Consider the following 25,009-nt stretch of genomic DNA (forward strand, 5'->3'; position numbering starts at 1 on the left):
TATTTTAAGGAGGTGCTATCTATGTCTAAAAATGAAATTAGAAGAAACCTTGTGGAAAATTCCTTAACTAATGCTGGATCAGTTAATGAAGATGAACTGAAACAATTAGCAGGCGGAGAGGATGCGACTCCAGATACACATCCAACAACAATTATACCAGTCAGCTTAGCTGTTTGTCCGACTACCACCTGTCGCTCTTTTTCTTCTCCATGTCCAAATTAATTTGGAAAAGCAGGCAGTATACTGTCTGCTTTTACTACTTTTTAGGAGTTGAAAGCAATGATTACAAAAGAAGAATACATCAAACAACAGTTGGATAAGGCAAAATACAACTTAGAAACAGAGTCTCTGAATAACATAATATATAACAAAGACGATGAACCAGTACTATCTTTTAATGGAGAACAAAATGATCTTGAATGGATCAATTCCTATTACGATATAATTTTATATAATAGTCATACTATTTCGGATGATGAGGTGCAAAAAATCTGCAAAAATGATTTTGAAAAACAGGTCTCCCCCTTTTTTATCCCTTTTTTAACATACGCTTATAAATTGTACTCCAGGGGAAAAACTGCAATTCGCAGATCAGAAAAGTTTCTTGATGAGGAAAACCTCCCTTATTCAATACTGAGTAATATTTACCAAAAGTTACTGAACTTATCGATAAAAACATTGGTTCAAGAATTGCAGGTATCAAAGATAGCCGGGGAATTAAAAGGGGAAACAAAAGAGGATAGATATTCCTACTATTTTACTCGCTTTTTATCACATCCTGAACATAGAATAGAAATACTAAATAATTACCCTGTATTAACCCGTATTTTAGTTGAAGAAACAAAAAAAGGAGTACAAGAACACTTTAAGGTCATCCGAAGATTAGATAGTGACTTTGAAGAAATAGAACAACTTTTTAAAAAAGACTTTTCCCGGCTTAAATCTGTAGAGTCTGACATGGGAGATACCCATCAACAAGGCCAGAGTGTAATGATTTTAAATTTCAGCTCAGGAGAAAAACTTGTATACAAACCCCGATCACTGGCAACTGACTTGCATTTCAACCAATTATTGAATTGGGTAAATGAAAAAAATTATCCGTTTCAGATAAAAACTATTAAAGTATTAAATAAACAAAAATATGGCTGGCAGGAATTTGTAAATCATCAGGAATGCTCTACATATGCGGAAATCAAACAGTTCTATACTAGGTTAGGCGGATTAATTGCCATCCTTTATATTTTGGAAGCAACAGATTTCCATTTAGAAAACATTATTGCTTCCGGAGCTGACCCATTTTTAGTGGACATGGAATCCATTTTTCAAAATAGCTTTGATACGGAGACCAGCAAAAGTGCAATAGCTAAAACAGTAGAAGAGCTCAATAATTCAGTTTTTAGAACAGGCGTACTCCCTATTAAATTTTCTGCTAATTCTTTAGACCCGGAATACAGTGGGGTGGGAGGGGAAGAACAGGAATTACAATTAGAAAATTATGTTCTCGATTCAATCGGTACCGATAATATGAGAATGGTATTAAAAAAAGTGCCTTTTGGAGGAAAAGAAAACCGCCCATTTATTGATAAAAATTACGCAGAGCCGGAAAATTATTCTGATGAAATTATTTCAGGGTTCCAAAATATGTATTCCCTTTTTATTTTAAATAAGGATGAGCTAATATCTGAAAGTGGTCCTATTTATTGGTTTAAAAATGATTCAGTAAGGTTTATTCCAAGAGCCACCCAAACTTACGCGACATTTCAATATTCGAGCTATCATCCTAAGTATTTAATGAAAGGTGAAGACAGAGTACGCTTATTTAATATTTTAGCAGACTCATCAAAAAGAGCTTCCAATTATAAACAAATAGTTAGATTTGAAATACGGGACTTATTAGAAAATGATATTCCTTATTTTACAAGTAAAGTTAATTCCCAAAACTTATATGACAGCAGAGGACATGAGATATCAAACTTTTTCAAAACAACCAGCTTGGAAAAGGTATTAAAAAAAATACGTCAATTAAATGAAAATGACTGTAAAAAACAGTCGTTATTTTTAAAGAAATCCTTAGCTACATTAGATAAAGAATCCATACAATCTGATGGGGCTATCTTACCTGCTGCCAAATATACAAACAGCATTGGTAAGGACGACTATCTGGAAGAGGCAGTAAAAATAGGGGAAAGTCTTATTCAATCCGCTATATATGGAACCACAAATACTAATAATGATGTTTCCTGGATAGGGATAGGAGCCAATCAAAACGAAAAGCTTTATTTATCTCCTTTAGGAACAGGATTGTATGACGGTGTATTGGGAGTTGGGTTATTTTTAGCTTTTCTGGCCGAGGAATCTGGTAACCCTGATTTTAAAGATGTTTCTAAGGCTTGTATAGAAACTTCCAGAACAATTCTCAAGAGTGGAAGTGAGGAGAAAAGTTTATCCGCTTTCTATGGATATAGTTCTGTGGCATATGTGCTCGCTCATCTATCCAAACTGTGGAATGACAATTCTTTGATGGATGAAGCAGCGGATGTACTGAAGCAAATTAAACCATTCATACATAGGGATACAGTTTATGACTTAATGGGAGGAAGTGCCGGAGCATTAATAGTTTGTTTGAAATTGTATGAGAAACTCAATGATCCTGAACTTCTTAACTTGGCTATTTTATGTGGTGACCACTTATTGAAGCATGCTAAAGAAATACATGGGGGATTAGGATGGCATTCCAATTTCAATGAATCCCCATTGGCGGGTTTATCACATGGATGCACCGGAATAGCTTGGGCACTAATAGCCTTATCATACCAAACTGGTATAAATAAATATCAAAAAGCAGGTTTTGCAGCTCTTAAATATGAGGATAGTCTGTTTAATAATAAAGAGAATAACTGGAAGGATCTGCGCAGCACATCAGATATTAATTCTGTTAACTGGTGTCATGGCGCTGCAGGAATTGGTATTGGAAGATTACAAATCTACAATTTATTAAAGAGCAATCACATTAAATCGGCCATTCATATATCTCTGAAAACAACTTTGCAAAGGGGGTTTGGACATAATAATTGCTTATGCCATGGAGATTTAGGTAATTTAGAGCTTATATCCCTATGTAATCGCTATCAAGAATTTAACTATGTTAACCCGGAATTTAATAGATTATCCAGATCTATTCTAAAACAAATTCAAGTAAAAGGGTACCTTACCGGTATTCCTAAAAAGATTGAAACACCTGGTTTTATGTTGGGGAATGCTGGAATTGGATATGGCCTATTAAGGATTTATAATCCTTCATTACCATCTATTTTATCTTTGGAACTGTAAATGGTTATCTTTGTAATAGTTTATTCTTGGCATAACGTTTATCAATAATTCAAAGGAATTCAGCTATCCTTGGAATTTAAATTCCATTGATTAATGCAAGGAATTTTTTCAGTAATATACTTAAATTGGAGGAATAACTGATGAAATTACTAAAAAAATCTTTATATTTATTTTTCGCAATTTTACTAGTAACCGCCCTCAATTCTCACAGTAATATTGCGTTTGCCGAATCTTATTCCGTAGTCAATGATCTTGAAGAACCAACATCGCCAAACCTGGTTCATACTGAGAGTATATATAAAGGTAATGAAATGAAAGAAACAGTAACTCTTACTAAATTAACCATGGACAAAAATGAGATATTAACTCTAACATTACCTTTTAATTTTAAAAATGGCGAATACATTGAGATAAATAAAGACGAGAACAATAACTTTGTGAACTCTGCTAATATATATAATAAAGAAGGTACTTCCATCGGGATTATTTCTTTTGAAAAGAATGATGATATCCAACTGCAAAGTCATGGTGATGATGCAATAGAATTGAAGATTAATTCTGACGAACAGGTGTTGGATATTACTTATTTAGTTGCATCTTATAATTATGAAGATTATTTTCATTCCAGCAGCTGGATTGAGAGAGATAGTTTAATATCTTTAAGCATTAATCCCAAACCTTTACTATGGGAATCCGGAATGTTAGAGCGGACCTCTATTAGAAATGATAGTTGGCAAAAAGTTCTGGATAAACATCAAGAAGATAGTCAATTCTATAACGAAAATGGTATGAAGGATCAGTATTATTGTCATTTTGACTTTGCAAAAGGCAATAAAGTTCCCTGGAACATTGAACCTAGCAGACCTGATGTCGGCTACATCTTGACTGTTTTAAATGCATGCAATCCATAAATGCCATGGGACATGGGGACAGGTTTACTGTCCCATTTATTCTTTAATGGGACGCGGGACCTGTCCCTGTGTCCCATACTTAATTTCTTGCTTCCTCATCCGGAATCGTCCAAATTACTTCGTTGGTTGTCCCGGCAGCAACAGCTCCTGGCCGTTGTCTAAAGTAATATTCCTCACCTGTAATGATATCGGCAATGAATTGTGCAGTTCTTTCTTCACCAGGCTGAATTTCTCCTGTAAATTCCTCCACGCTGTCATATGCTCCTGCGGCATTGGAATAGCCACTGCCATCATAGTTATCGCCAATTCGCAATATAGACATGATATCTTCTGCAATGATGACGTCATCCCCTATATTGTGAAACGTCAGCTCTAATAGAATTAGTTCATCTAGCGGCGTTTCCTGGCCATCCAGCTCGGAACCAAGGATTTCAGCTGATTCAACTGTCAATTCATACGTACCAATTGAGGTTTCGACTAAGCCTGTATCGCCTACCCTTAAATCCAATTGGTCTTCTTCGGTCACTTCGAATGGTCCACTGCCAGAGGAGTCATTTTCGTTTGAATCCTCTGTTTCTCCCGACTCCTCGTTTTCTTCTACTTCACTATCTAGCTCAGTATCTTCTACTGCTTCTTGTGATTCATTTCCTTCTGCTTCCGTATTGTCTTCTTCATTCTCACTGTTGCAAGCTGCCAGGGCGATACCCAGCAACAAAAAAGCTGCAATTAAAATTAATCGTTTCTTCAAGCTTATACTCCTCTCGTTAACGGGACATGGGGACATGGGACATGGGGACAGGTTTACTGTCCCATTTATTCTCAATTGGGACGCGGGACCTGTCCCTGTGTCCCGTCCTTAATTTCTTGCTTCCTCATCTGAAATTGTCCAAATCACCTGATTACTGACTCCTGCAGCTACTCTACCTGGTAATTGTCTAAAATAGTATTCATCACCCACCATCATATCAGCAATGAATTGTGTTTTTCTTTCCTCTCCAGGCTGAATTTCTCCTGTAAACTCCTCGATGCCGTCATATACTTCTGCAGCGTTGGAATAGCCACTGCCATCATAAAGAGGACTAATTTCCAACATAGACATGATATCTTCTGCAATGATGATGTCATCCCCTATATTTTCAAACGTCAGCTCTAATAGAATTATTTCTTCTAGCGGCGTTTCCTGGCCGCCTAGCTCGGCACCAAGAATTTCAGCTGATTCAACTGTCAATTCATACGTACCAATTGAGGTTTCGACTAAGCCTGTATCGCCTACCCTTAAATCCAATTGGTCTTCTTCGGTCACTTCGAATGGTCCACTGCCAGAGGAGTCATTTTCGTTTGAATCCTCTGTTTCTCCCGACTCCTCGTTTTCTTCTACTTCACTATCTAGCTCAGTATCTTCTACTGCTTCTTGTGATTCATTTCCTTCTGCTTCCGTATTCTCTTCTTCATTCTCACTGTTGCAAGCTGCCAGGGCGATACATGCCAATAAAACAGCTGCAAAAATTAATCGTTTCTTCAAGATGGCACTCCTCTCGTTATTGGGACATGGGGACAGGTTTACTGTCCCATTTATTCTCAATTGGGACGCGGGACCTGTCCCTGTGTCCCGTGCCAAACTACATCCAGATAATGTTCCGCATCTGTATCTCCTTCTGTATTGATGATCAGCACGCTTGCTTTTTCATCTAATTGAAGTGCTTCAGCGGCTTCCGGTTCTGCAAATTTTTGCAGGTAAAATAACAGTCCCAACGGAATGGCGCCTGATTCACCTGAAATTATTTTCTCATCGGACCCCAGTGGATTTCCCAAAACACGCATACCCAGAGCGGCAAGCCGGTCTGTGCTGGAAAAAGAAGAATAAGCATATTGATTCAATATCCGAAAAGCCCTCACATTTGGTTCTCCGCAATTCAGCCCTGCCATAATGGAATTCATATGTCCTGTAACAGGAACTATTTCACCCGTACCCTTTGAAAATGACCGGTAGTACGTATCTGCTGCTTCCGGTTCTACGATAATAATTTTTGGTGCCAGTTCACGATAATGATTTTTAAAATAAGCCGCGATCCCGGCGGCAAATGACCCGACCCCTGCCTGCAGAATAATGTGGGTAGGGGCCTCTGCTTCCTCAGCTTCCAGCTCTTCTATGATTTCCTTTGCAATAGCAGCATATCCCTGCATAATCCATAGCGGGATTTTGTCATAGCCTTCCCACGCAGTATCCTGCACCATAACCCATCCCTTTTCCTCAGCCAATTCAGCACACATACGCACCGTATCATCATAATTCATATCGGTAATTTCCCCATATGCTCCTTCCTGCTGAACGGCTTCCAGGCGGGACCGGCTGGAACCTTTGGGCAAATATATAACTGATTTTTGTCCGAGCTCTCTCGCTGCCCAGGCAATGCCGCGTCCATGGTTTCCGTCTGTGGCAGAAATAAAAGTAATTTCCCCCAGTTTTTCTTTTGTTTCAGGAGAGCGCAATTCATCAAAGGACAGCGAATCAATATCCCTTTCAAGCTTTTCAGCCAAATATTTGCCTACAGCATAAATGCCGCCCATGACCTTAAAAGCATTTAGGCCGAACCGTTTTGATTCATCCTTTACTCTGATTTCCTTTACATTTAAATACCTGGATAGGTTTTTTAAGCTTAATAAAGGTGTTTTATTATATTTACTGTGTGATTTTTGGAATCTCAACACTTTATCTATGTATTTATTATTAAAAAACACCAACTCTTTTTCATTAAATACGCCGGAGTAATTATTGTTTAATGTCCATTTCATATTTTGGTCCTGTCCCTTTTCCATTATTATCCCTCCCTTGAACCATGCTGTTTTGTTTCTTGTATAACTCATATATAACATACTTTAGAAGAAAATGTAGATAAAATGACAGCTTAGATCTAATACGGAACCCATTTTATACCATCCTTTACATATTTATCTAAATAAGAAATAGACCTTTACCGCAGATGGTAAAAAGTCCTTATCGTTTCCATTCATTCTTTTTATTCGTTTCATGAACCTCATTTTATTCCATTTTATAATCATTTAAAAAATCTGCATAATTCTCTAAAGTATTCAACGCTCTTTCAGCTATAAACAATGTAAAAGGTTCATAATCTCCTTTTGCACCGGAAATATCCAGTACTTCGTAATACCTGAACCTATCCCCTATTTCAATTGTAATTGGAGGGAATTTAGCTTTCATCAATTCAAAATTCATTAATAATCTGGAGGTTCTTCCATTCCCATCAGAAAAAGGATGAATATTAACAAATTTTGAATGTAATAAACTGGATTTTCTACAGGGTGTAAATTTCTGGAGTTTTCATACCAATCCATCATGTTGTCCATACAATCTTGAATTTTTTCATGAGATGGAGGAGTATGGTTAGCACCTGTGATCAAGGCAGGAGTATTTCTGTATTTTCCAGCAATTGATCTGTCTATCCCTTGCAGCACAATGGCATGAATATCTTTAATGGTTCGTTGGTCCAATGGAGTATCATCATTAATTAATTCCTCAACATACTCAATCGCTTCTTTGTGGTTATTAGCTTCAGCATGTTCACGAAAAGTTTTTCCGTGAATGGTAATATCATATTCTAAAACAGCCTTTGTTTCATAAAGGGTTAATGTATTTCCTTCAATAGCATTGGAATGGTACGTATTTTTAATGTAAAAATCCTCTTTTAAATCTTTTACCACTTCATTTGGTAAAGGTCCCATTTTATTTAGCTGTTCTTTTAATAGGGTTGCTTTATCTAACAAATCATTTTTTGCATTCAAATTTATCAGCCGTAAACTTAAGTCAATACCAAGCTCTATAACTCCTGCTTAATTGAACTATACTGTTTCGTTAGTTTCGCTTCTTCACAAATTTCCATATAAAAATGAGGAACTATGCGCACATCATAAAAGAGCTGCGAAAGGAAGATGAAGAAAAGATGTTAGAAGCGCTTGTTTTTAAAATTTGTGTAAAATGGTTTCAATTTATTATCGTTTTCTATTGGAGTCTTAGAAAATAATAAAATACGCCTAAACATTGGTCTGTCAACGTTCAAGCGTAAATTTAAAATGTTTTATCATTACCCAAAAACCTGGATACGCCCCCGGCAGGAATCGAACCTGCGCACACGGCTTAGGAGGCCATTGCTCTATCCCCTGAGCTACGGGGGCAATGTAAACTCAGCAATATATATTATATTAGAAAACCTGGCTTTTTGACAAGACTTTACGTAAATAAAGTATTTTCTAAAAATCTTGCGCATATCAATGTAAAAAGTCTCCGTACTTAAATGGGAGCCTGGAAAAAAACATTGCAACTATGTTATTCCCGCTCTAATTACTTTTACTTTCCCCAAGCTCCATAGAACGGTTTTTCGCACTTCTTACACATTCCCGGATGATTTGCTGAAAATTATTTTTCTCCAGTGTGTTGATTCCCGCTTCCGTAGTTCCGGCAGGGCTCATAATCCTTCTGCGTAAATCTGCTGCAGGCTCCTCTGATTGTTTTAACATTTCCCCGGCTCCAATAATTGTTTGGGTGATCAACAGTCTGGCTGTCTCTTTACTTAAACCTGACTCTACTGCTTCATCTTCCATGGCTTCCACCATGTAATAAAAATAGGCAGGACCGCTGCCGCTGATGCCTGTAACGGCATGCATATCCTTTTCCTCAACAATGGCCGTGGCACCTATACCTGTAAACAATTCTTCAGCCACATGGAGGTGATGCTCAGAAGCATAAACTCCTGCTGATAAAGCAGTGGCAGAAAATCCGACCGAAGCAGAAGTATTTGGCATGGCTCTGATCACCGGATTATCTTTTCCCATTAACGCGGTAATCTCATCCGTGGAAATACCCGCAATAACAGATATAATTATTTGCTCAGGCCTTATATACGGTTTAACCGAATATATCGCTTCCTTCAGATCATATGGCTTGGTGGAAAGGACGATCATATCCGCAGCGTTCACTTCTGCTTCTTTGTTCTGCATGATCCGAATCCTGTAATTTTCCTCCAGCCGTTTCAGTCTTTCCCGGTTATTCTTGTTGGCTGCAGTTATTTGGTCACTGCGTAATAACCCTTTATAAATAATTCCGGAAATAATCGCTTCTGCCATGGACCCGGCTCCAATAAATGCAACATTTTTATCCACTTTTTAAACCTCCTCATAATAAAATGAAAAAAACCCATTCCACTCCTTCATAAAAAGGACGAAATAGGGTTTCCGCGGTACCACCTAATTTGGCATAATAATGCCCGACTCTTATTGATAACACAGCAATGCTGCGGTTAGCTTTTTGACTAACAACTCCCAGGTAGGTTTCATACTCGTTGGGCCGGTGGAACCTTTCAGCCGGTGAATTCCACTCTCTTTCGGTTAACTGCAGTATTACTGGCCTGCTCATCGTTTTCTTATGAATTCTTTAATTGTATGTAAATATATGCTTTATTTTGAATAATGTCAAGACATTTTTAACATTGGAAAACTTGATGGTCATCATGCATAACTTCTCAGTAAGAAAGTTTTTGTACTCCCTCGTTAACTGCTAATGAAAAAACCGCTACAAACGTAGCGGTTTTTATCTCCATATTTTATGCGCTATTTGAATAAATGGAGGAGGTAGAGGGATTCGAACCCCCGCGCGGTTTGACCCGCCTCTCGGTTTTCAAGACCGACCCCTTCAGCCAGACTTGGGTATACCTCCCTGACGACAAGATATAATATATCATGCTCAATTTTGCATGTCAAGAAGGAAACATGGACGTTTCTATACAAGATTTTTAATTAACACTTTTAGCAGTGAGAAATAATATCTGCATTATAACTATAATTACAATTGTCACTCACTCGCAAAATTTAGATTTTTGCTAATTTAGTTAAATCATGCAACGGAATCGGCTTCTCAAGGGAGGGCGGCTCACTTCTGTAACTCGCTGGCAGACTCATGTCATGTCACAACGAGGAAGGGGGTGAGGCGCAAAATGTCTACCTTTCAGGTGCTCACCTTATTGATTGCATTTGGAATGCTTGTGGCATTTATTATGTCGGACAGACATAATTGAGACCTCCCCACTGAGATGCACAGGCTCTTTTGGGAGGCCTCGCCAAACAATTAGAGCCGCCCCCTTTGACGGGGTTCGGTCTGTTGTTGACCGTCGATATAGCCGTATCGACGGTCTTTTAATATGATATGCTTTAGTTCTCTTTCTATACACATTATACCACGAAGTAACGGTTTTTACACGATCATTTCATTTTCCCCTACTCTTATTTAATTAGCAACTTTTGACCTATTAGGTTCGATTGCTAAATTCCTTCTGAATTTCCGCAAACACAGATTCATTTGTAAGGAGCTCCAACACAGTCAACGCTGCTGCCTTTGCACCCAGAATTAATGCCTGATCCCCTTTTTCTGATCGGGCAGCTTCTCTAAACCCCACTGTATGGCCGATGAGATCACTTGGCCCAATTTTAATATGTGGATGGATGGTCGGGACTACCTGGCTTATATTCCCTGCATCTGTAGACCCAAGCGCTTTTCTTTCATCCGTATTAACTGTTTCTCCCAGTTCTTCCATCACTTCTTTAAATATCTGGTCAAATCTCCGGTTTAAAATAAAATTATCTACCTCATTCTGAAAGGCAGAAACTTTTACCGTTGCACCTGTGGCTAAACCTGCACCTTCCGCAATTCCTTTTATTTTCTTCGTTACCTCATTCAAAACTTCTCTTGAAGATGCCCTGATGAAAAATCTGGCTTTTGCATATTCAGGTACAATGTTAGGTGCATCTCCTCCATCCGTAATCACACCGTGAATTCGCACATCTGAAGGTACATGCTCCCGTAATGCATTGATGCCATTGAATAACTGGATAACGCCATCGAGCGCATTTATTCCTTTATCCGGATGTGCCGAAGCATGTGCAGGCTTGCCAAAAAATTCAAAGTCCAACGGATCGACAGCAAGGGTTGGTCCTGTCAAGTTTGTTTCTGCACCCGGGTGAAGCATAATGGCTGCATCCAAATCCTCGACTAATCCAGCTTTTACAAAACTGCCTTTCGCACTGCCATTCGGTCCGCCTTCTTCTGCCGGTGTTCCAAGTACAACAAGCTCTCCGCCGATCTCATCGATCTCTTTACTTAATGCCACTGCAGCTGCGACACTTGTTGTCCCGATGATATTGTGACCGCATGCGTGGCCGATTTCAGGCAATGCATCATACTCGGCTAAGAATCCAATGGTGCGTCCCTCTTTCTTTCCTTTCTTTTTAGCCAAAAATGCAGTTTCATGACCCGCAACACCTTTTTCTACCTCAAAACCCTCTGCCTGTAAAATATCAGTAAGAAGCTTTGAAGCAAAAAATTCTTCATTTCCGATTTCAGGATGATCATGTATATCATGACTAGTTTTAATATATCGTGCTTTATTCCCTTCCACATGATTCAAAATGCTTTTTTTAATTTCTTCCAATCTATTGCTTGCTGTTACTGTCATTCTCATCACCTCATAAATTTTTACTATTACACGTTAGGAAAATATAAAATGTAGCTGGGAAGCGGCTCAACGCAGCTAAAGTTTTTATGTCCCAAGTATAGGAAAACTAACGCAGTCATTTAAAGACAAGCAAATACGAGTTTTTCTAAAAGATTAATAGCCGATTTCGCTTAACGGTACAAATGTTGGAATAGAATTCCCATCCCGTTCCTCGAAAATAAACTCAGCAACATCATCTGATTGGTAAATTTCCGCTAATTGATTCAATGTCTCATCATCTTTATCTTTTTCCTGTGTTGCAATAATATTAATGTATGGTGTAGCCGTCTCATCCTCATGGAAAATAGCATCATCCAATGGGCTGAAGCCTGCGTCCACGGCAATTCCATTATTAATGATAGAGGCATCCACATCAGGTAATACCCTTGGCGTTTGTCCTGCCACAATCAGTTCAAATTCCAGATTTTTTGGGTTTTCAACAATTTTATCGACGGAACCATTGCCATCAAAGCCTTCTTCCAATTCAATTAAGCCAGCATCCTGGAGCAATAAAAGGCCACGCCCCATATTTGTTGCTTCATTGGCAAGTGCAATGGTGCCGCCATCAGGGATATCATCTACGGAATCATGTTTTTCCGAATATAGTCCCATAGGGGCAATGACCGTGGTGGCAATGGGAACAAGATCTAAATTATGTTCTTCAATAAAAGCATCAAAATAGGATACAGTTTGAAATGCATTGGCATCAATTTCTCCCTCGGCAAGTGCCAGGTTTGGCTGGACATAATCCGAAAATCGTACAATCTCCACTTCAATGCCTTCCGCTTCTGCTTTTTCCGCAACATAATCCCAAATAGTTGTATCTGAACCGCTAATACCTATTTTCACCTGTGATGCTGCATTGCTGCTTGAACATGCACTGATGACAATCATTAATAATGTCAGTAAAATAAACAAACCAATTTTTTTCATATTTCTCTCTCCTCATATATGTCGACTTATCGTCTTCTGATTTTTTTTGATAAAATGTTTCCTGTTGATTGCAGACCTTGCACCATAATAACCAGGATCCCTACCGTGATGAGCATCACCATTGTGTCAAACCGCTGATATCCAAACGTAATTGCCAAGTCGCCAAGGCCGCCCCCGCCCACAGCGCCTGCCATGGCTGAAGCACCAATTAGACCAATGGTGGCAATCGTGATACCTAACATTAACGAACTTAATGCTTCAGGAATAAGAAAACGTGTAATGATTTGCCTTGGTGTGGCCCCCATCGCCTGTGCTGCTTCCATCACACCTGGATCCACCTCCAGTAATGAGTTTTCTATTAATCTTGCTATATATGGTCCGGAAAATAACACCATAGGCACTATTGCGGCAGCAGTTCCGATGGAAGTTCCAACAACCAGCCGGGTAAATGGAATGACTGCCACCATGAGTATGATAAACGGAATGGAGCGAAATATATTTACCACTGAGTTAAGCACAGTAAAGACATATTTGTTTTCCCATAAATGGCCTTTGCGTGTAACAACGAGTAGAATTCCCAAAGGCAATCCAATGACTACGGCAAATAGTAATGAGAAAGTAACCATGATGATTGTTTCCCATAAAGCTTCTGAAATTTGTGCCCAATCAACTAACATCTGCCAACACTTCCTTTATCGTCACTTTTTGTTGATGGATATGCATGATCACACGATTGATCTCCTTGTCTTCACCTTCAAATTTTACGACTAAATTTCCAAACGGTGTTCCTTGTAATTCGGTAATATTGCCAAATAATACATTTACCTCCACATTGTAATTCTTGGCTATTTGGGAGAGTAAAGGCGCCCCGGCTGATTCTCCGATAAAAACAATTCGGTATATCTGATGCCTGTCCTCCTGCTTTTGCAGCAGTTGATAAACCGAATCCGGGATTTCATCATGCATGACTGAACTGACAAAATTATGAGCAATTTTCGTTTCAGGCTGGGAGAATACATCAAATACAGAACCTGACTCCACTACTTTCCCACTGTCCAGTACGGTTACCTTGTCACAAATTTCACGAATAACGCCCATCTCATGCGTAATAATTAAAATTGTTATGTTATATTCCCGATTAATTTTCTTCAAAAGTTCCAAAATGGATTTTGTCGTTTCCGGATCAAGTGCGGAAGTTGCCTCATCACATAACAGAACAGAAGGTTGTGTTGCCAGGGACCTGGCAATGCCTACACGCTGCTTTTGCCCGCCTGATAATTGATCCGGATAATTATCGGCTTTATCACTTAACCCCACAAAATTCAATAACTCGTTAACCCGTTTCTTGACTTTATCTTTCGGCGTATTCGTCAGCAATAAAGGCATTGCTATATTTGTAAATACCGTCTTTGAATTTAATAAATTGAAATGCTGGAAAACCATTCCTATATCCCTTTTCGCTTCCCTTAATTCTTTCGGTGATAAGCGCAGTAAATCCTGATTATTCACCGTCACTTTTCCGGATGTCGGCCGCTCGAGCAGGTTGGCACAACGTATTAAAGAGCTCTTACCCGCACCACTGAAACCAATTACCCCATGTATTTCACCTTCTTCGATATGAAGATTCACATCATCAAGCGCTTTAACATCCTGGGATTTACCTTGATAAACCTTCGTAACATTTTTAAATGTAATCATCTTTTACCTCCTCCTGACATAGAAAATGCCTCTCCTTATATTCAGATAAGAAGAGGCACTTGGGTTATGTCCCTCTTCTTATCTTTCAAGCACAATGCTTGCTGGATGTGGCACAGTACTATTAAAGTCCGCTGCCGAGATTTCATTGGGCCAGTCCCTCCATCTCTCTTGATAAGAAGTGTAAAACGTATTCAATTTTTTTAAATTAAAAAATCCCTCCTTTTGGAAAACAAGGAGAGATTTGCATTATATATACCGCAACTCTTCTTATTTTCCAAGCCAATTGCTTGTTGGATGTGGCACAGTACTTTAAAAAGTCCGCTGCCGAGATTTCATTGGGCCAAGTCCCTCCATCTCTCTTGATAAGAAGCTAGTGATTATTTAATTTTTAATTGTTATCCACTTTACTACCTTAAATTAATTTTGTCAACTGGTTTTTGATTTTGAGTTTACCTTTTTTCCTCATATTAAAAAACCAGAAATACAAATACACGCATGTTTCCCCATAAACTGAAACATGGATCTCCGTTTCAAGTGGTTCCAAGGTCAATGCTAATCCAGTGCTGTATATATATATACAACGCTAGATTTGTCAATGTTGGTTAATTTGGTAAAGCAAAAGCCCGATAAAGTTCTTGCCCATGGATTTTTAAAAGAGTTTGGATTTTAACGCAGTTCTATTGCCCATTTTAAGCGGACATCCTAAGCGTTTTGTTCTTTAGAGCAGTTCTATTACCCAGTTCAAGTAATTTTCCAAGCAGTTTTGTTCTTTAGAGCAGTTCTATTACCCAGTTCAAGTAATTTTCCAAGCAGTTTTGTTCTTTAGAGCAGTTCTATTACCCAGTTCAAGCGGATTTCCAAGCAGTTTTGTTCTTTAGAGCGTTTCTATTACCCAGTTCAAGCGGATTTCCAAGCAGTTTTGTTCTTTAGAGCGTTTCTATTACCCAGTTCAAGCGGATTTCCAAGCAGTTTTGTTCTTTAGAGCGTTTCTATTACCCAGTTCAAGCGGATTTCCAGGCGGTTTTGGGTTTTAGAACGCCTCATAATAATAATAATTCCTAAAAATAACACCTTTTACCAGTACCGGCTATATTGTCTGTGAGAAAGATAAATTTCGCCGGAAGAATTCCATAAAAGAACCGAAAATCTATTTGACACCGTACGTCACCGTTTCCTGCCACTCCAGGCAATTAAAGTAATAATCCCCTAGAAAACAGTTATTTAAATTCAAGCTTTATTTTCAGGTAAACTTAACGTTTTGATACATGAAACTAATAAATCATACTTTCGTCATAGGGGTGATACCAATACATGATTACCGGGAAAATGATGTTTTCCCGGTAGTTTATCTCATTATTTATGCTACTTAATCACTTCCACCCCGCCCATATACGGCTGCAATGCTTCCGGCACTTTCACGGAGCCGTCTTCCTGCTGATAATTTTCCAAGATAGCTGCAACTGTACGGCCAATGGCAAGTCCGGAACCATTTAACGTATGCACAAATTCCGGTTTTCCATTTGCTTCTCTCCGGAAACGGATGCCTGCCCGTCTTGCCTGAAAATCCTCAAAGTTGGAGCAGGAAGAAATTTCCCTGTACGTATTTTGTGCCGGGATCCATACTTCGATATCGTATTTTTTTGCCGCAGTAAAGCCCAGATCCCCAGTACACATCCGCATGACACGATATGGAAGGTTCAAGAGCTGCAGGACTTTTTCCGCATGTCCGGTCAATGTCTCCAGCACTTCATAAGATTCCTCCGGTTTTACAAAATGCACGAGCTCCACTTTGTTGAACTGGTGCTGACGGATTAGCCCGCGGGTATCCCTTCCGGCGGAACCTGCTTCAGAACGGAAATTGGCACTGTAGGCCACATATTTTCTCGGCAGATCCATTAAAATTTCATCACGGTGATAGTTGGTAACTGGAACTTCTGAAGTGGGAATAAGGAAATAATCCATATCTTCAATGAGAAATGCATCCTCTTCAAATTTCGGCAGCTGCCCTGTCCCTGTCATGCTTTGTCTGTTCACCATTTGCGGCGGAAGCATTTCTGTATAACCATGCTGATCGGCATGCAAATCCATCATAAAATTAATTAAGGCCCGCTCCAGTCTCGCTCCAAGGCCTTTATAAAATACAAACCGGCTCCCGGTTACTTTGCCTGCCCTTTCAAAATCGACGATGTCCAGATTGGTCCCAATATCCCAATGTGCCTGTGCTTCGAAAGGAAACTCCTGTAACTCTCCCCATTCTCTTTCCACTACATTGTCATCTTCATCTTCACCGACAGGCACACTTTCATGGGGAATATTCGGAATGGAAAGCAGCATATCATCCAGCTTTTCCTCTACTTCTCTTAACTCATTGTCCAATGCGGATATTTTATCTCCAACTGCCCGCATTTCCTGAATAACCGGTTCTGCATCCTTTTTTTCCTTTTTTAAGATAGGAATTTGCTTGGAGGCTTCATTTCGTTTTGCTTTTAATTTTTCTGTTTCAGCAATCAGATTTCTTCTTTTTTCATCGTATTCCTCGAACTTATTCAGTTCAGATAAGTCCTCTCCTCTGCGGGAGAGTTTTTGCTTTACTTCTTCCAGGTTATTTCTTAAGTATTTCATGTCCAGCATGGCTATTTCCTCCTTATAATTTTATTCCATTAAAAAAACTCCCATCCCTTTAAATAGGGACGAGAGTTGGTATTCCCGCGTTGCCACCCTTGTTGAAGAAACAATTTCTTCCGGCTCATGGGTGTTAACGGCTTCCGGCCGGGTTTATTTAAAGATGAAGGAAAACCTTCATTTTTTCATAAACCAGTTCAAGGATGGATTCACAATACACTAACATCGATTTTCACCAGCCATCGACTCTCTAACTGAAAGTGTTACTGCTACTATTTCCTGTCATCACTTTGGTATTAATTTAGTATATATCATATCCAATTTAAAAATTAATTGCAAGCAATTTTTAGATTAACCAGCCATCTGTTTACTCCATTACTCCCCAAATATTGCGCCCAAATCTACTTCCATTTCACTTAATATATGAACAGAAACGGAGTCATTTTTTGCAAATACCCCTAAACCTGATAATAACCATTCGCTAGAATATGTTTTTCCACAGAATCACTCAGGGGTCGGTACATCAGGATGAGCGTTTATATTTATATTTCTGCTGCCACCGGAGAACCTTCCCGCTGTTTCACCATGGAAACAAAATATTGCATAATCCTGTTATCATCTGTGAGTTCGGGATGAAAGGCGGTGCATAGATAATTGTCCTGTTTGGCTGCAACGATTTTATCCTGCCATGTGGCAAGTATCTCAACTTTCGGGCCAACTTTTGTAATATACGGCGCCCGGATAAACACAGCTTTAAAATCATTTCCTGCATACTTAATGTCAAGGGATGCCTCAAAGCTGGCAACTTGCCGGCCAAAGGCATTGCGGGCAACTTTCATATCCATTAGTGCAAGGTGGGACTGAACTTGCTCTTCTACTTCATCTGCCATTAAAATTAATCCTGCACATGTTCCAAATATCGGTTTTCCTTGTTTTCCAAATTGCTGTATGGCTTCAAAAAATCCATAGCTGTCTATTAATCGCCGCATCGTCGTACTTTCTCCTCCAGGGAGAATTAACCCGTCTATATCTGCAAGCTGTTCTTTATGCTTGATTTCGATCGCTTTGGCTGCACATGTTTCTATGGATCTCATATGCTCCCGCACTGCTCCCTGCAGTGCCAGTACCCCGATTGTTATCATGTTCCATTCCTTCTTTCCGATGGCTGCAGCAAATTATTACGATGGGACGAGCATTCAGCGCAGTCCCAAATCTTTTCGGTGGGACGAGCATTTAGCGCAGTCCCAGGAGAACCGTGCCGCTGTTTCATTTTCTACTCACTGCGGTCCTGCATGCGGTCTCCGGCTTCGAGAGTGCTCATTTCCACGCCTTTCATGGCTGTGCCAAGGTCTTTGGACAACTCGGCAATCAGTTTATAGTCTTGATAATGGGTAGTTGCTTCTACAATTGATTTTGCGAATTTCTCCGGATTATCCGATTTAAAAATACCGGATCCGACAAATACGCCATCCGCGCCCAGTTCCATCATTAGAGCTGCATCACTTGGTGTGGCAATACCGCCGGCTGCGAAATTTACAACAGGCAGGCGCCCTTCTTCCCGAATGTCAAGCAGCAGTTCAAATGGTGCGCCAATTTCCTTTGCATAGGTCATTACTTCATCTCTGGACATGCTGGTCACTTTGCGGATTTCGGATTGCACCTGACGCATATGGCGGACTGCTTCTACAATGTTTCCGGTTCCCGGCTCCCCTTTTGTCCGAAGCATGGATGCACCTTCCCCGATGCGACGGGCTGCCTCTCCCAAGTTACGGCAGCCGCAGACAAACGGTACAGTAAAGTCGGATTTATTAATATGATATACATCATCAGCCGGTGTTAATACTTCACTCTCGTCTATATAGTCAGCCCCCATGGCTTCCAATACGCGGGCTTCCACAATATGTCCGATACGCGCTTTAGCCATGACCGGAATCGAAACTGCATTCAAAACTTCCTCTGTTATCGTTGGATCAGCCATTCTTGCCACCCCGCCGGCAGCACGAATATCGGAAGGTACTCTTTCCAGCGCCATCACAGCTACTGCCCCTGCTGCTTCAGCAATTTTAGCCTGTTCTGCATTGACCACGTCCATAATGACGCCGCCTTTTTGCATTTCTGCCATTCCTCTTTTTACACGTTCTGTCCCTGTGTTATTAGTCATATTTATCCCCCTGTATTTAAGTCATGAAGACTTTAAAATTCTTATTATTCATCAGTAAGTTGAAGTATAACTTGCCCTTCCATACCGGCAGTTTCATTTTCAGTAAAAAAGCTTAAATATCTATATTCGCTTGATGCAGCAGCATTTGCAACAGGAGAACCGTCCCGGTGCTGCCATTAGCTGAATAATCCTTTGATCCAGTCGGCGACTGTGGTGAAGAGGTCTGCGAAGAATCCGCCGATGGCACCGAGTGTGAGCATGAACCAGTTGGATTTTTCTACTGATTCATCTGCAACAAGGGGAATCGTGTTTGAAGTGTCGTTGGTAATATACCCATAGTCATTCTCGCCTTCGTACACAAGTTCAGCTTGTCCAACCACATCTCCTGCCTCAATTGGAGCAACCAGTTCACCATCTTCGTTTAAATTCTCTTCATCTATATGATATTGAATACTGTATAATTCAGCTTCCTCTTCCTGGACGGGAAGGCTAATTGCTTCGCTGACGGATACCTGAACCTGATCCTCTTTTCCTTTGGCTACAGGAATTGAAGATTCACCTTCAACTTGATAACCTGCAGGGAAAATCTCCTGTTTGGAAAAATTATTAAAAGCAAAATCCATCAGTTTAGCTGTTTCCTCAAATCGTTCTGCTTCACTTCCGGTTTTCATCACTACTGTTATATATCGGTCGCCATTTCTCTCCGCAGTTCCGGTAAAACTGTAGCCTGCCAAATCAGTAAAACCGGTTTTTAGCCCATCTACCCCTTCATAGAAATATGGTTCAAGGTATTCGGCATCGTGGGCAAGCATATAATTCCAGTTACGTATATCCTGCCCGTCAAATTCCGTCTCAGGCACGCTCGAAATCTCCAGCGATTCAGGATAATCTTTCACGAGATAATAGGCAAGCAATGCAGATGATTCGGCAGATAAAAGGTTTGTATCAGTTGGTTCTGTCCCTTCCGGATAATTATCCCCGAGTGATTCATTATTCAGCCCGGAGGAATTGACAAATTTAAACTCGGGAAGTCCCATTTCTTCTCCCTTTTCATTCATCATTTTTACAAATTCCGATTCTGATCCGGCAATCAGTTCTGCAAGGGCAATCGTCGTGGCATTATCCGAGTTAATGGCCATTGCTTCATATAATTCACGGACAGTATAATCCTGATTCTGTTTAAGCCCGACCCCGGAAAAAGCATTATTTGCCGAAATACTGTAAGGATAGTCACTGATCTGTGTCGTTGTCTCCCACGTAATCTCACCATTTTCAATTGCTTCCCATACCAGATATTCTGTCATCATTTTTGTCATGCTTGCAGGCGGCAAAGCCTGATCAGCATTTTTTGCATAAATTATTTTTCCTGTGTCAAAGTCCACCACAATGGCTGATTCAGCATTTAAATTCAAGTCCTGGGCTGCAGCCGAAAAAGGATTTACAAGTACAAATACCATTACTACTAGTCCGGTTAATAATAACGATAGATGTTTCATCATTTTATGTTTCAACTTTCTTTACCTCCAAAATATAATTTAACGTTATAAAACAAAGCCTGGCTTATGGTCAAGCATAAGCCGTGGTGGAACCCCCCATGCACTCAGTTATATCGTCAGTATGAAAATAGGACCGTACAACTGTAATCATTTTTGCATGTAATATTCAGCTATTCGCGGAAATTTGCTGCTTGTATTGCAATCGGCAGCGATAATTAAGTATAAAAATCTACTATCACACCTAAATAATTTTACCACAGAAAACAAGAAAATTATAGACAAGGTTGTCCCCTGTCTATAATTTTTTTTACAGCTGAAACACAGTTTATGTCCGTTGATCGCAATAATTTTTATTTAATAAAGACAGACAGCATGCAAATACCTTCTATCCCTTCATATGCATGAGGTTCTGGTAAATATTGTAACTTCATCATCCATCTATTATTTCACGGAACTTACGAAAATGTATAATTTGGCGATTCTTTCGTAATTTGTACGTCATGCGGGTGGCTTTCACGTAATCCCGCGTTGGTAATGCGTATAAAACGGGCATCCTCACGCAGTGAAGTGATGGTGCCTGTACCGCAGTAGCCCATACCAGCACGCAAACCGCCGACCAGCTGGTGTACAGTATCGGCAAGAGGTCCCTTATAGGCGACTCTTCCTTCAATCCCTTCAGGCACCAGTTTTTTTGCCTCGGAGGATTCCTGGAAATATCGATCCTTTGAACCTGCTTTCATGGCACCTACCGAGCCCATACCGCGATATACCTTATATTGCCGTCCCTGGAAGATTTCTGTTTCACCAGGGCTTTCCGACACTCCGGCAAACATGCTTCCGATCATAACGGCGTGCGCGCCTGCTGCAAGTGCTTTTACAATATCACCGGAATATTTAATGCCTCCGTCAGCAATCACCGGCACCCCGTATTCCGCAGCAGCCACAGCACAGTCGTGAATTGCTGTAATCTGCGGCACGCCAACTCCTGCAACGACCCGGGTCGTACAAATAGAACCTGGTCCAATACCGACCTTCACAACAGATGCACCAGCTTCTATCAGTTCCTTCGTTGCCTCTGCAGTAGCCACGTTGCCGGCAATAATATTCAAATCAGGGTATTGTTTCCGTACTTCTTTTACCTGTTCAATAACCCCTTCTGAATGTCCATGTGCCGTATCGATTACGATGACATCCACACCGGCATTCACCAATTTTTCAATCCGCTTCATTGCATCCCCGGTAACACCAACTGCCGCTCCTGCCAGCAGTCTGCCCTGGGAATCCTTCGCCGCTTTTGGAAACTCAATGACTTTTTCAATATCCTTAATCGTAATTAGTCCCTTTAAAATATTTTTCTCATCGACCAGCGGGAGTTTTTCAATTTTATGCTGCTGCAATAGATTTTCTGCTTCATCCAGTGTAGTCCCGACCGGTGCCGTAACTAAATTTTCACTTGTCATGACATCCGAAATGCTGATGGAATAATCCTGAATAAAACGCAGGTCCCGGTTAGTCAGAATACCTACCAGTTTTTGTTCTTCAATCGTGTTTACAATGGGTACGCCCGAAATACGGAATTTTCCCATGAGATGTTCTGCATCGTAAACCTGATGCTCCGGAGTGAGAAAAAATGGATTGGTAATTACACCGCTTTCCGAGCGCTTTACCCGATCCACCTGTTCTGCCTGTTCTTCAATGGACATGTTCTTATGAATGACACCAAAACCGCCCTGTCTCGCTATGGCAATCGCCATTTCTGCTTCTGTCACCGTATCCATCCCTGCACTGATGAAAGGTGAATTCATTTTTAAATTATCCGTGAGCCGGGTGCTTACATCAACATCTTTTGGCAATACTTCCGATTTGGCGGGCATTAATAAAACATCATCAAATGTTAATCCTTCTTTTGCGAATTTATCCTCGCGCATTTCTTCTCCTCCTTAATTTTTTTGCATGTATGACAGTAATCGCCTTTGTTTACACTAAAGTACGTAATTGTATTTTTATATACCTTACTCCAACAAATAATCTTTTTCAACCACCTGTTATTGGAAATATAAAAATAAATAGATTCAAAAAAATTGAACAAATAATGAGAGGAAAACAATGAAAAAAAAATATATGTTTTTAACCTATTTACAATCCGAGGAAACATCCCGGCAATATCTGGAACAATGTTACAAAAAGCTGGATGATATTGACGCGGAAAAAAAAAGCTATGAAAACTGCCGCGGATTTATGTATTATCTTGACCATGGCCTTCAAATGTATGAACAAGGAGAAAAACTATCCCCCATTATGCAGCCCATTTTATATTTTTATGGTATGGTTCACCTGTTAAAAGCGTGTTTATTAACGATACGGCCGGAATATCCCGAAACTACCAGTCTGTTGGCACACGGAGTTACAGCCAGAAAACGAAAGAAAAAGAACTATTCTTTTATGAAGGATGAGGTGAAAATTCAGCATAACGGCTTATTTCCTTATATGGCAGCCCACCTGCTGTCAAGCAAAAACATTCCCTTTGAAAAAATCACCATGGAAGCCTTGTTGGCATTAGTTCCGGAAATGCAACCTTTATTCCATTTCCAAAACAAGCAAACAATCATCCCAGTCGGTAAAGCCAATTCACCGCTGCTTGAATTTCCGGTATCTCTATTGGACAGCTATCATTTAACAGAAAAAGCTTTTATAAAAAAAATTGAACACTATTTGCCTGAAATACAATACGCAGATACCGATAAGGAAATGATCCGGATGGAAATAGCTTGTCCGGCCGAAGAAAAAAAGACGCCTTTTTATATTCATATGGAGACCCGGCAATTGTATTTTCCTGCCAACAGGGAAATATTTTTACCCGTTTCCGAAATCATGGTTCACTATTTATTATTATATAATTTAAGCATGCTTTCCCGATATGAAACAGAATGGTGGGGTGATCTATTTACTGCAAAGTCAGAATCGGATTACCCCTTTATCCTCGGTTTTCTGCAATGCACCCAGGAAAAAATTCCACTGCTGCTGGAAGATAAATTAAAAAAGAAACTTCCTGCGGGTTCGTTGCCATTTAACCGATGACTTCCTCAATAAATATTGATTGTTCCTGCTGCAGCGATAAAATTTGCCCATCCTGCAGACGGACAATCGGACGTGCGGGTTCATCATGATCAATAAACACAATTTCCCCTGTAAACTGGTTGGACAGCTTTACTTTTGTGCCGATGGAAAATCGCACGAGGCTGTCAATAAAGGCATTTACTACTTCCGGATCCAGTTTGGTGTATTTTTCTTTTTGCAATGCCTCTATTGCTTTATATGGGGATTTTTTTTCTTTACAGGAATGTTCACTGGTCATTTGGTTGTACATATCACAAAGGGCGATAATTCTTGCAAATCTATGTATCTTCCCCTTTCGCAGGCCAAGTGGATATCCGCTCCCATCAAGCCTTTCATGGTGCTGCAATACAGCTATTTTTACACCTTGAGTAATAGTGGGGGTATTTTCCACTAACCGGTAAGCATAGGCAGGATGTTTTTTTATTTCATTTAATTCATCCATTGTTAAAGGATGCTCTTTTAATAATATAGCAGGATCCAATTTTGCCATTCCACTGTCGCTTAATAAACCGGCAATACCGATTTGCAGCCATTCTCCCTTTTTAAATCCCATTTTCTTTCCTAAGTATGCAGAAAGTACGCCAAGCGCCACACTATGATAATAAAAATAATCTTTCCTTTTACTGTATCGATGAAGTAAGTACACTTCCTCCTCTATTTCATTTATCCGCTCCAGTAAAGGCAATATATGCTTTCTCAACACAGCCATATCCACAGGCATGCCATTTTGCCACTTTTCAAATTCTTTTTTGTACATATGTACGGCATGATCATAATGATTCTTAAAAGAAAGATTTTCATGCTGCTTCTCTTTTTTATGTTCTCTATTTACAGACACACCCTCTATAATTTCTTTTGGCTGGAAAACTTTCCCGTCTGCAAGTTTAGAGGATACTTCCACAGAAGAAATCAAAAATTTACCTAAAAAGGTGATATGTTTCTCCTCTAAAACCGTATTCTTGGGAACGAGTGGTTTATTCGATTTTCCTTTTACCTCCTGCAATAAAATACAACCAGGAATTAATTGTGACGGTTTCACACGCATAGGATCCCTACCTCTGCAATTTAATAAAAATTCATCCTGTAAATAAGAGGGGCTGGGGCATAACTGTAAAATCTGGTGTAATCCAAACAAATGATGAGTAGAGCACCTCTATCTGCTTGGAATATCTCCATTATGTC

General features: G+C 39.9%; 19 protein-coding genes, 2 tRNA genes, 1 pseudogene, 2 riboswitches and 2 other annotated features. Of the genes and pseudogenes, 4 read left to right on the forward strand and 18 right to left on the reverse strand.

What is annotated here, in order from left to right; translation table 11 throughout:
- Positions 1-21 precede the first annotated feature (21 nt).
- The 3 genes from GHD25_RS06900 to GHD25_RS06910 all read left to right on the forward strand — a co-directional run bounded on the left by GHD25_RS06900 (position 22) and on the right by GHD25_RS06910 (position 4,241).
- Entirely contained in the window at positions 22-222 is a 201-nt protein-coding gene (locus GHD25_RS06900) for a class II lanthipeptide, LchA2/BrtA2 family (protein WP_164215654.1), read from the forward strand.
- Between the two features lie 57 nt (positions 223-279).
- Complete coding sequence (locus GHD25_RS06905; RefSeq protein ID WP_164215655.1) at positions 280-3,330, forward strand: type 2 lanthipeptide synthetase LanM family protein; 3,051 nt, start codon at positions 280-282, stop codon at positions 3,328-3,330.
- A gap of 140 nt (positions 3,331-3,470) precedes the next feature.
- The gene (locus tag GHD25_RS06910) at positions 3,471-4,241 is read left to right on the forward strand and encodes a DUF2599 domain-containing protein (protein WP_164215656.1); all 771 of its coding nucleotides are present in this window, start codon (positions 3,471-3,473) and stop codon (positions 4,239-4,241) included.
- Between the two features lie 79 nt (positions 4,242-4,320).
- Here the strand turns inward: GHD25_RS06910 and GHD25_RS06915 are convergent, their stop codons facing one another.
- The 17 genes and pseudogenes from GHD25_RS06915 to guaB all read right to left on the reverse strand — a co-directional run bounded on the left by GHD25_RS06915 (position 4,321) and on the right by guaB (position 22,638).
- Entirely contained in the window at positions 4,321-4,989 is a 669-nt protein-coding gene (locus tag GHD25_RS06915) for a hypothetical protein (protein ID WP_164215657.1), read from the reverse strand.
- A gap of 108 nt (positions 4,990-5,097) precedes the next feature.
- Positions 5,098-5,763, reverse strand: coding sequence for a hypothetical protein (locus tag GHD25_RS06920; protein WP_164215658.1), 666 nt, complete (start codon positions 5,761-5,763; stop codon positions 5,098-5,100).
- Between the two features lie 56 nt (positions 5,764-5,819).
- Entirely contained in the window at positions 5,820-7,058 is a 1,239-nt protein-coding gene (gene dpaL / locus GHD25_RS06925) for a diaminopropionate ammonia-lyase (RefSeq protein ID WP_205601339.1), read from the reverse strand.
- Between the two features lie 223 nt (positions 7,059-7,281).
- A complete protein-coding gene (locus GHD25_RS19795; protein WP_240452261.1) occupies positions 7,282-7,476 on the reverse strand; it encodes a hypothetical protein in 195 nt (64 codons plus the stop codon).
- A 48-nt stretch (positions 7,477-7,524) separates the two neighbouring features.
- Positions 7,525-7,982 (reverse strand): annotated as a pseudogene (locus tag GHD25_RS19800) (Fic family protein); the annotation flags it as partial.
- Positions 7,983-8,360: 378 nt separating this feature from the next.
- Positions 8,361-8,432, reverse strand: a tRNA-Arg gene (locus GHD25_RS06935).
- Between the two features lie 162 nt (positions 8,433-8,594).
- The gene (proC, locus tag GHD25_RS06940) at positions 8,595-9,416 is read right to left on the reverse strand and encodes a pyrroline-5-carboxylate reductase (RefSeq protein ID WP_164215659.1); all 822 of its coding nucleotides are present in this window, start codon (positions 9,414-9,416) and stop codon (positions 8,595-8,597) included.
- A gap of 51 nt (positions 9,417-9,467) precedes the next feature.
- Positions 9,468-9,678 (reverse strand) — a binding site (T-box leader).
- Between the two features lie 198 nt (positions 9,679-9,876).
- Positions 9,877-9,969, reverse strand: a tRNA-Ser gene (locus tag GHD25_RS06945).
- A 589-nt stretch (positions 9,970-10,558) separates the two neighbouring features.
- Positions 10,559-11,761 (reverse strand): M20 family metallopeptidase, encoded by a 1,203-nt coding sequence (locus tag GHD25_RS06950; protein ID WP_164215660.1) that lies wholly within the window; start codon positions 11,759-11,761, stop codon positions 10,559-10,561.
- A gap of 153 nt (positions 11,762-11,914) precedes the next feature.
- A complete protein-coding gene (locus GHD25_RS06955; protein ID WP_164215661.1) occupies positions 11,915-12,733 on the reverse strand; it encodes a MetQ/NlpA family ABC transporter substrate-binding protein in 819 nt (272 codons plus the stop codon).
- Between the two features lie 26 nt (positions 12,734-12,759).
- The gene (locus GHD25_RS06960) at positions 12,760-13,410 is read right to left on the reverse strand and encodes a methionine ABC transporter permease (protein WP_164215662.1); all 651 of its coding nucleotides are present in this window, start codon (positions 13,408-13,410) and stop codon (positions 12,760-12,762) included.
- Positions 13,400-14,431 (reverse strand): methionine ABC transporter ATP-binding protein, encoded by a 1,032-nt coding sequence (locus GHD25_RS06965; RefSeq protein ID WP_164215663.1) that lies wholly within the window; start codon positions 14,429-14,431, stop codon positions 13,400-13,402. Before GHD25_RS06965 ends, GHD25_RS06960 begins: the two co-directional genes overlap by 11 nt.
- A 75-nt stretch (positions 14,432-14,506) precedes the next feature.
- Positions 14,507-14,609, reverse strand: a riboswitch (SAM riboswitch).
- 86 nt (positions 14,610-14,695) lie between these two features.
- A riboswitch (SAM riboswitch) is annotated at positions 14,696-14,800 on the reverse strand.
- Positions 14,801-15,793: 993 nt separating this feature from the next.
- On the reverse strand, positions 15,794-17,062 hold the full coding sequence (gene serS, locus GHD25_RS06970; RefSeq protein WP_164215664.1) for a serine--tRNA ligase: 1,269 nt from the start codon (positions 17,060-17,062) through the stop codon (positions 15,794-15,796).
- A 52-nt stretch (positions 17,063-17,114) separates the two neighbouring features.
- Positions 17,115-17,348 (reverse strand) — a binding site (T-box leader).
- A 247-nt stretch (positions 17,349-17,595) separates the two neighbouring features.
- The gene (pdxT, locus tag GHD25_RS06975) at positions 17,596-18,195 is read right to left on the reverse strand and encodes a pyridoxal 5'-phosphate synthase glutaminase subunit PdxT (RefSeq protein ID WP_164215665.1); all 600 of its coding nucleotides are present in this window, start codon (positions 18,193-18,195) and stop codon (positions 17,596-17,598) included.
- 131 nt (positions 18,196-18,326) lie between these two features.
- Positions 18,327-19,214, reverse strand: coding sequence for a pyridoxal 5'-phosphate synthase lyase subunit PdxS (gene pdxS, locus GHD25_RS06980; RefSeq protein ID WP_164215666.1), 888 nt, complete (start codon positions 19,212-19,214; stop codon positions 18,327-18,329).
- 176 nt (positions 19,215-19,390) lie between these two features.
- Positions 19,391-20,725 carry a serine hydrolase gene (locus GHD25_RS06985; protein ID WP_164215667.1) on the reverse strand — a complete coding sequence of 445 codons (1,335 nt, stop codon included), beginning with the start codon at positions 20,723-20,725 and terminating at the stop codon, positions 19,391-19,393.
- A gap of 440 nt (positions 20,726-21,165) precedes the next feature.
- On the reverse strand, positions 21,166-22,638 hold the full coding sequence (gene guaB, locus GHD25_RS06990; protein WP_164215668.1) for an IMP dehydrogenase: 1,473 nt from the start codon (positions 22,636-22,638) through the stop codon (positions 21,166-21,168).
- A 178-nt stretch (positions 22,639-22,816) separates the two neighbouring features.
- Here guaB and GHD25_RS06995 point away from each other — a divergent pair, with 178 nt between their 5' ends.
- Positions 22,817-23,788 carry a YaaC family protein gene (locus tag GHD25_RS06995; protein WP_164215669.1) on the forward strand — a complete coding sequence of 324 codons (972 nt, stop codon included), beginning with the start codon at positions 22,817-22,819 and terminating at the stop codon, positions 23,786-23,788.
- On the opposite strand, the gene GHD25_RS07000 is transcribed toward GHD25_RS06995, so the two are convergent.
- Positions 23,778-24,872, reverse strand: a complete 1,095-nt coding sequence (locus tag GHD25_RS07000; RefSeq protein ID WP_164215670.1) for an HD-GYP domain-containing protein — start codon at positions 24,870-24,872, stop codon at positions 23,778-23,780. The genes GHD25_RS06995 and GHD25_RS07000 overlap by 11 nt on opposite strands.
- Between the last annotated feature and the right edge of the window lie 137 nt (positions 24,873-25,009).

The organism is Virgibacillus aidingensis, from assembly GCF_010994035.1.
GTDB lineage: Bacteria > Bacillota > Bacilli > Bacillales > Amphibacillaceae > Virgibacillus_N.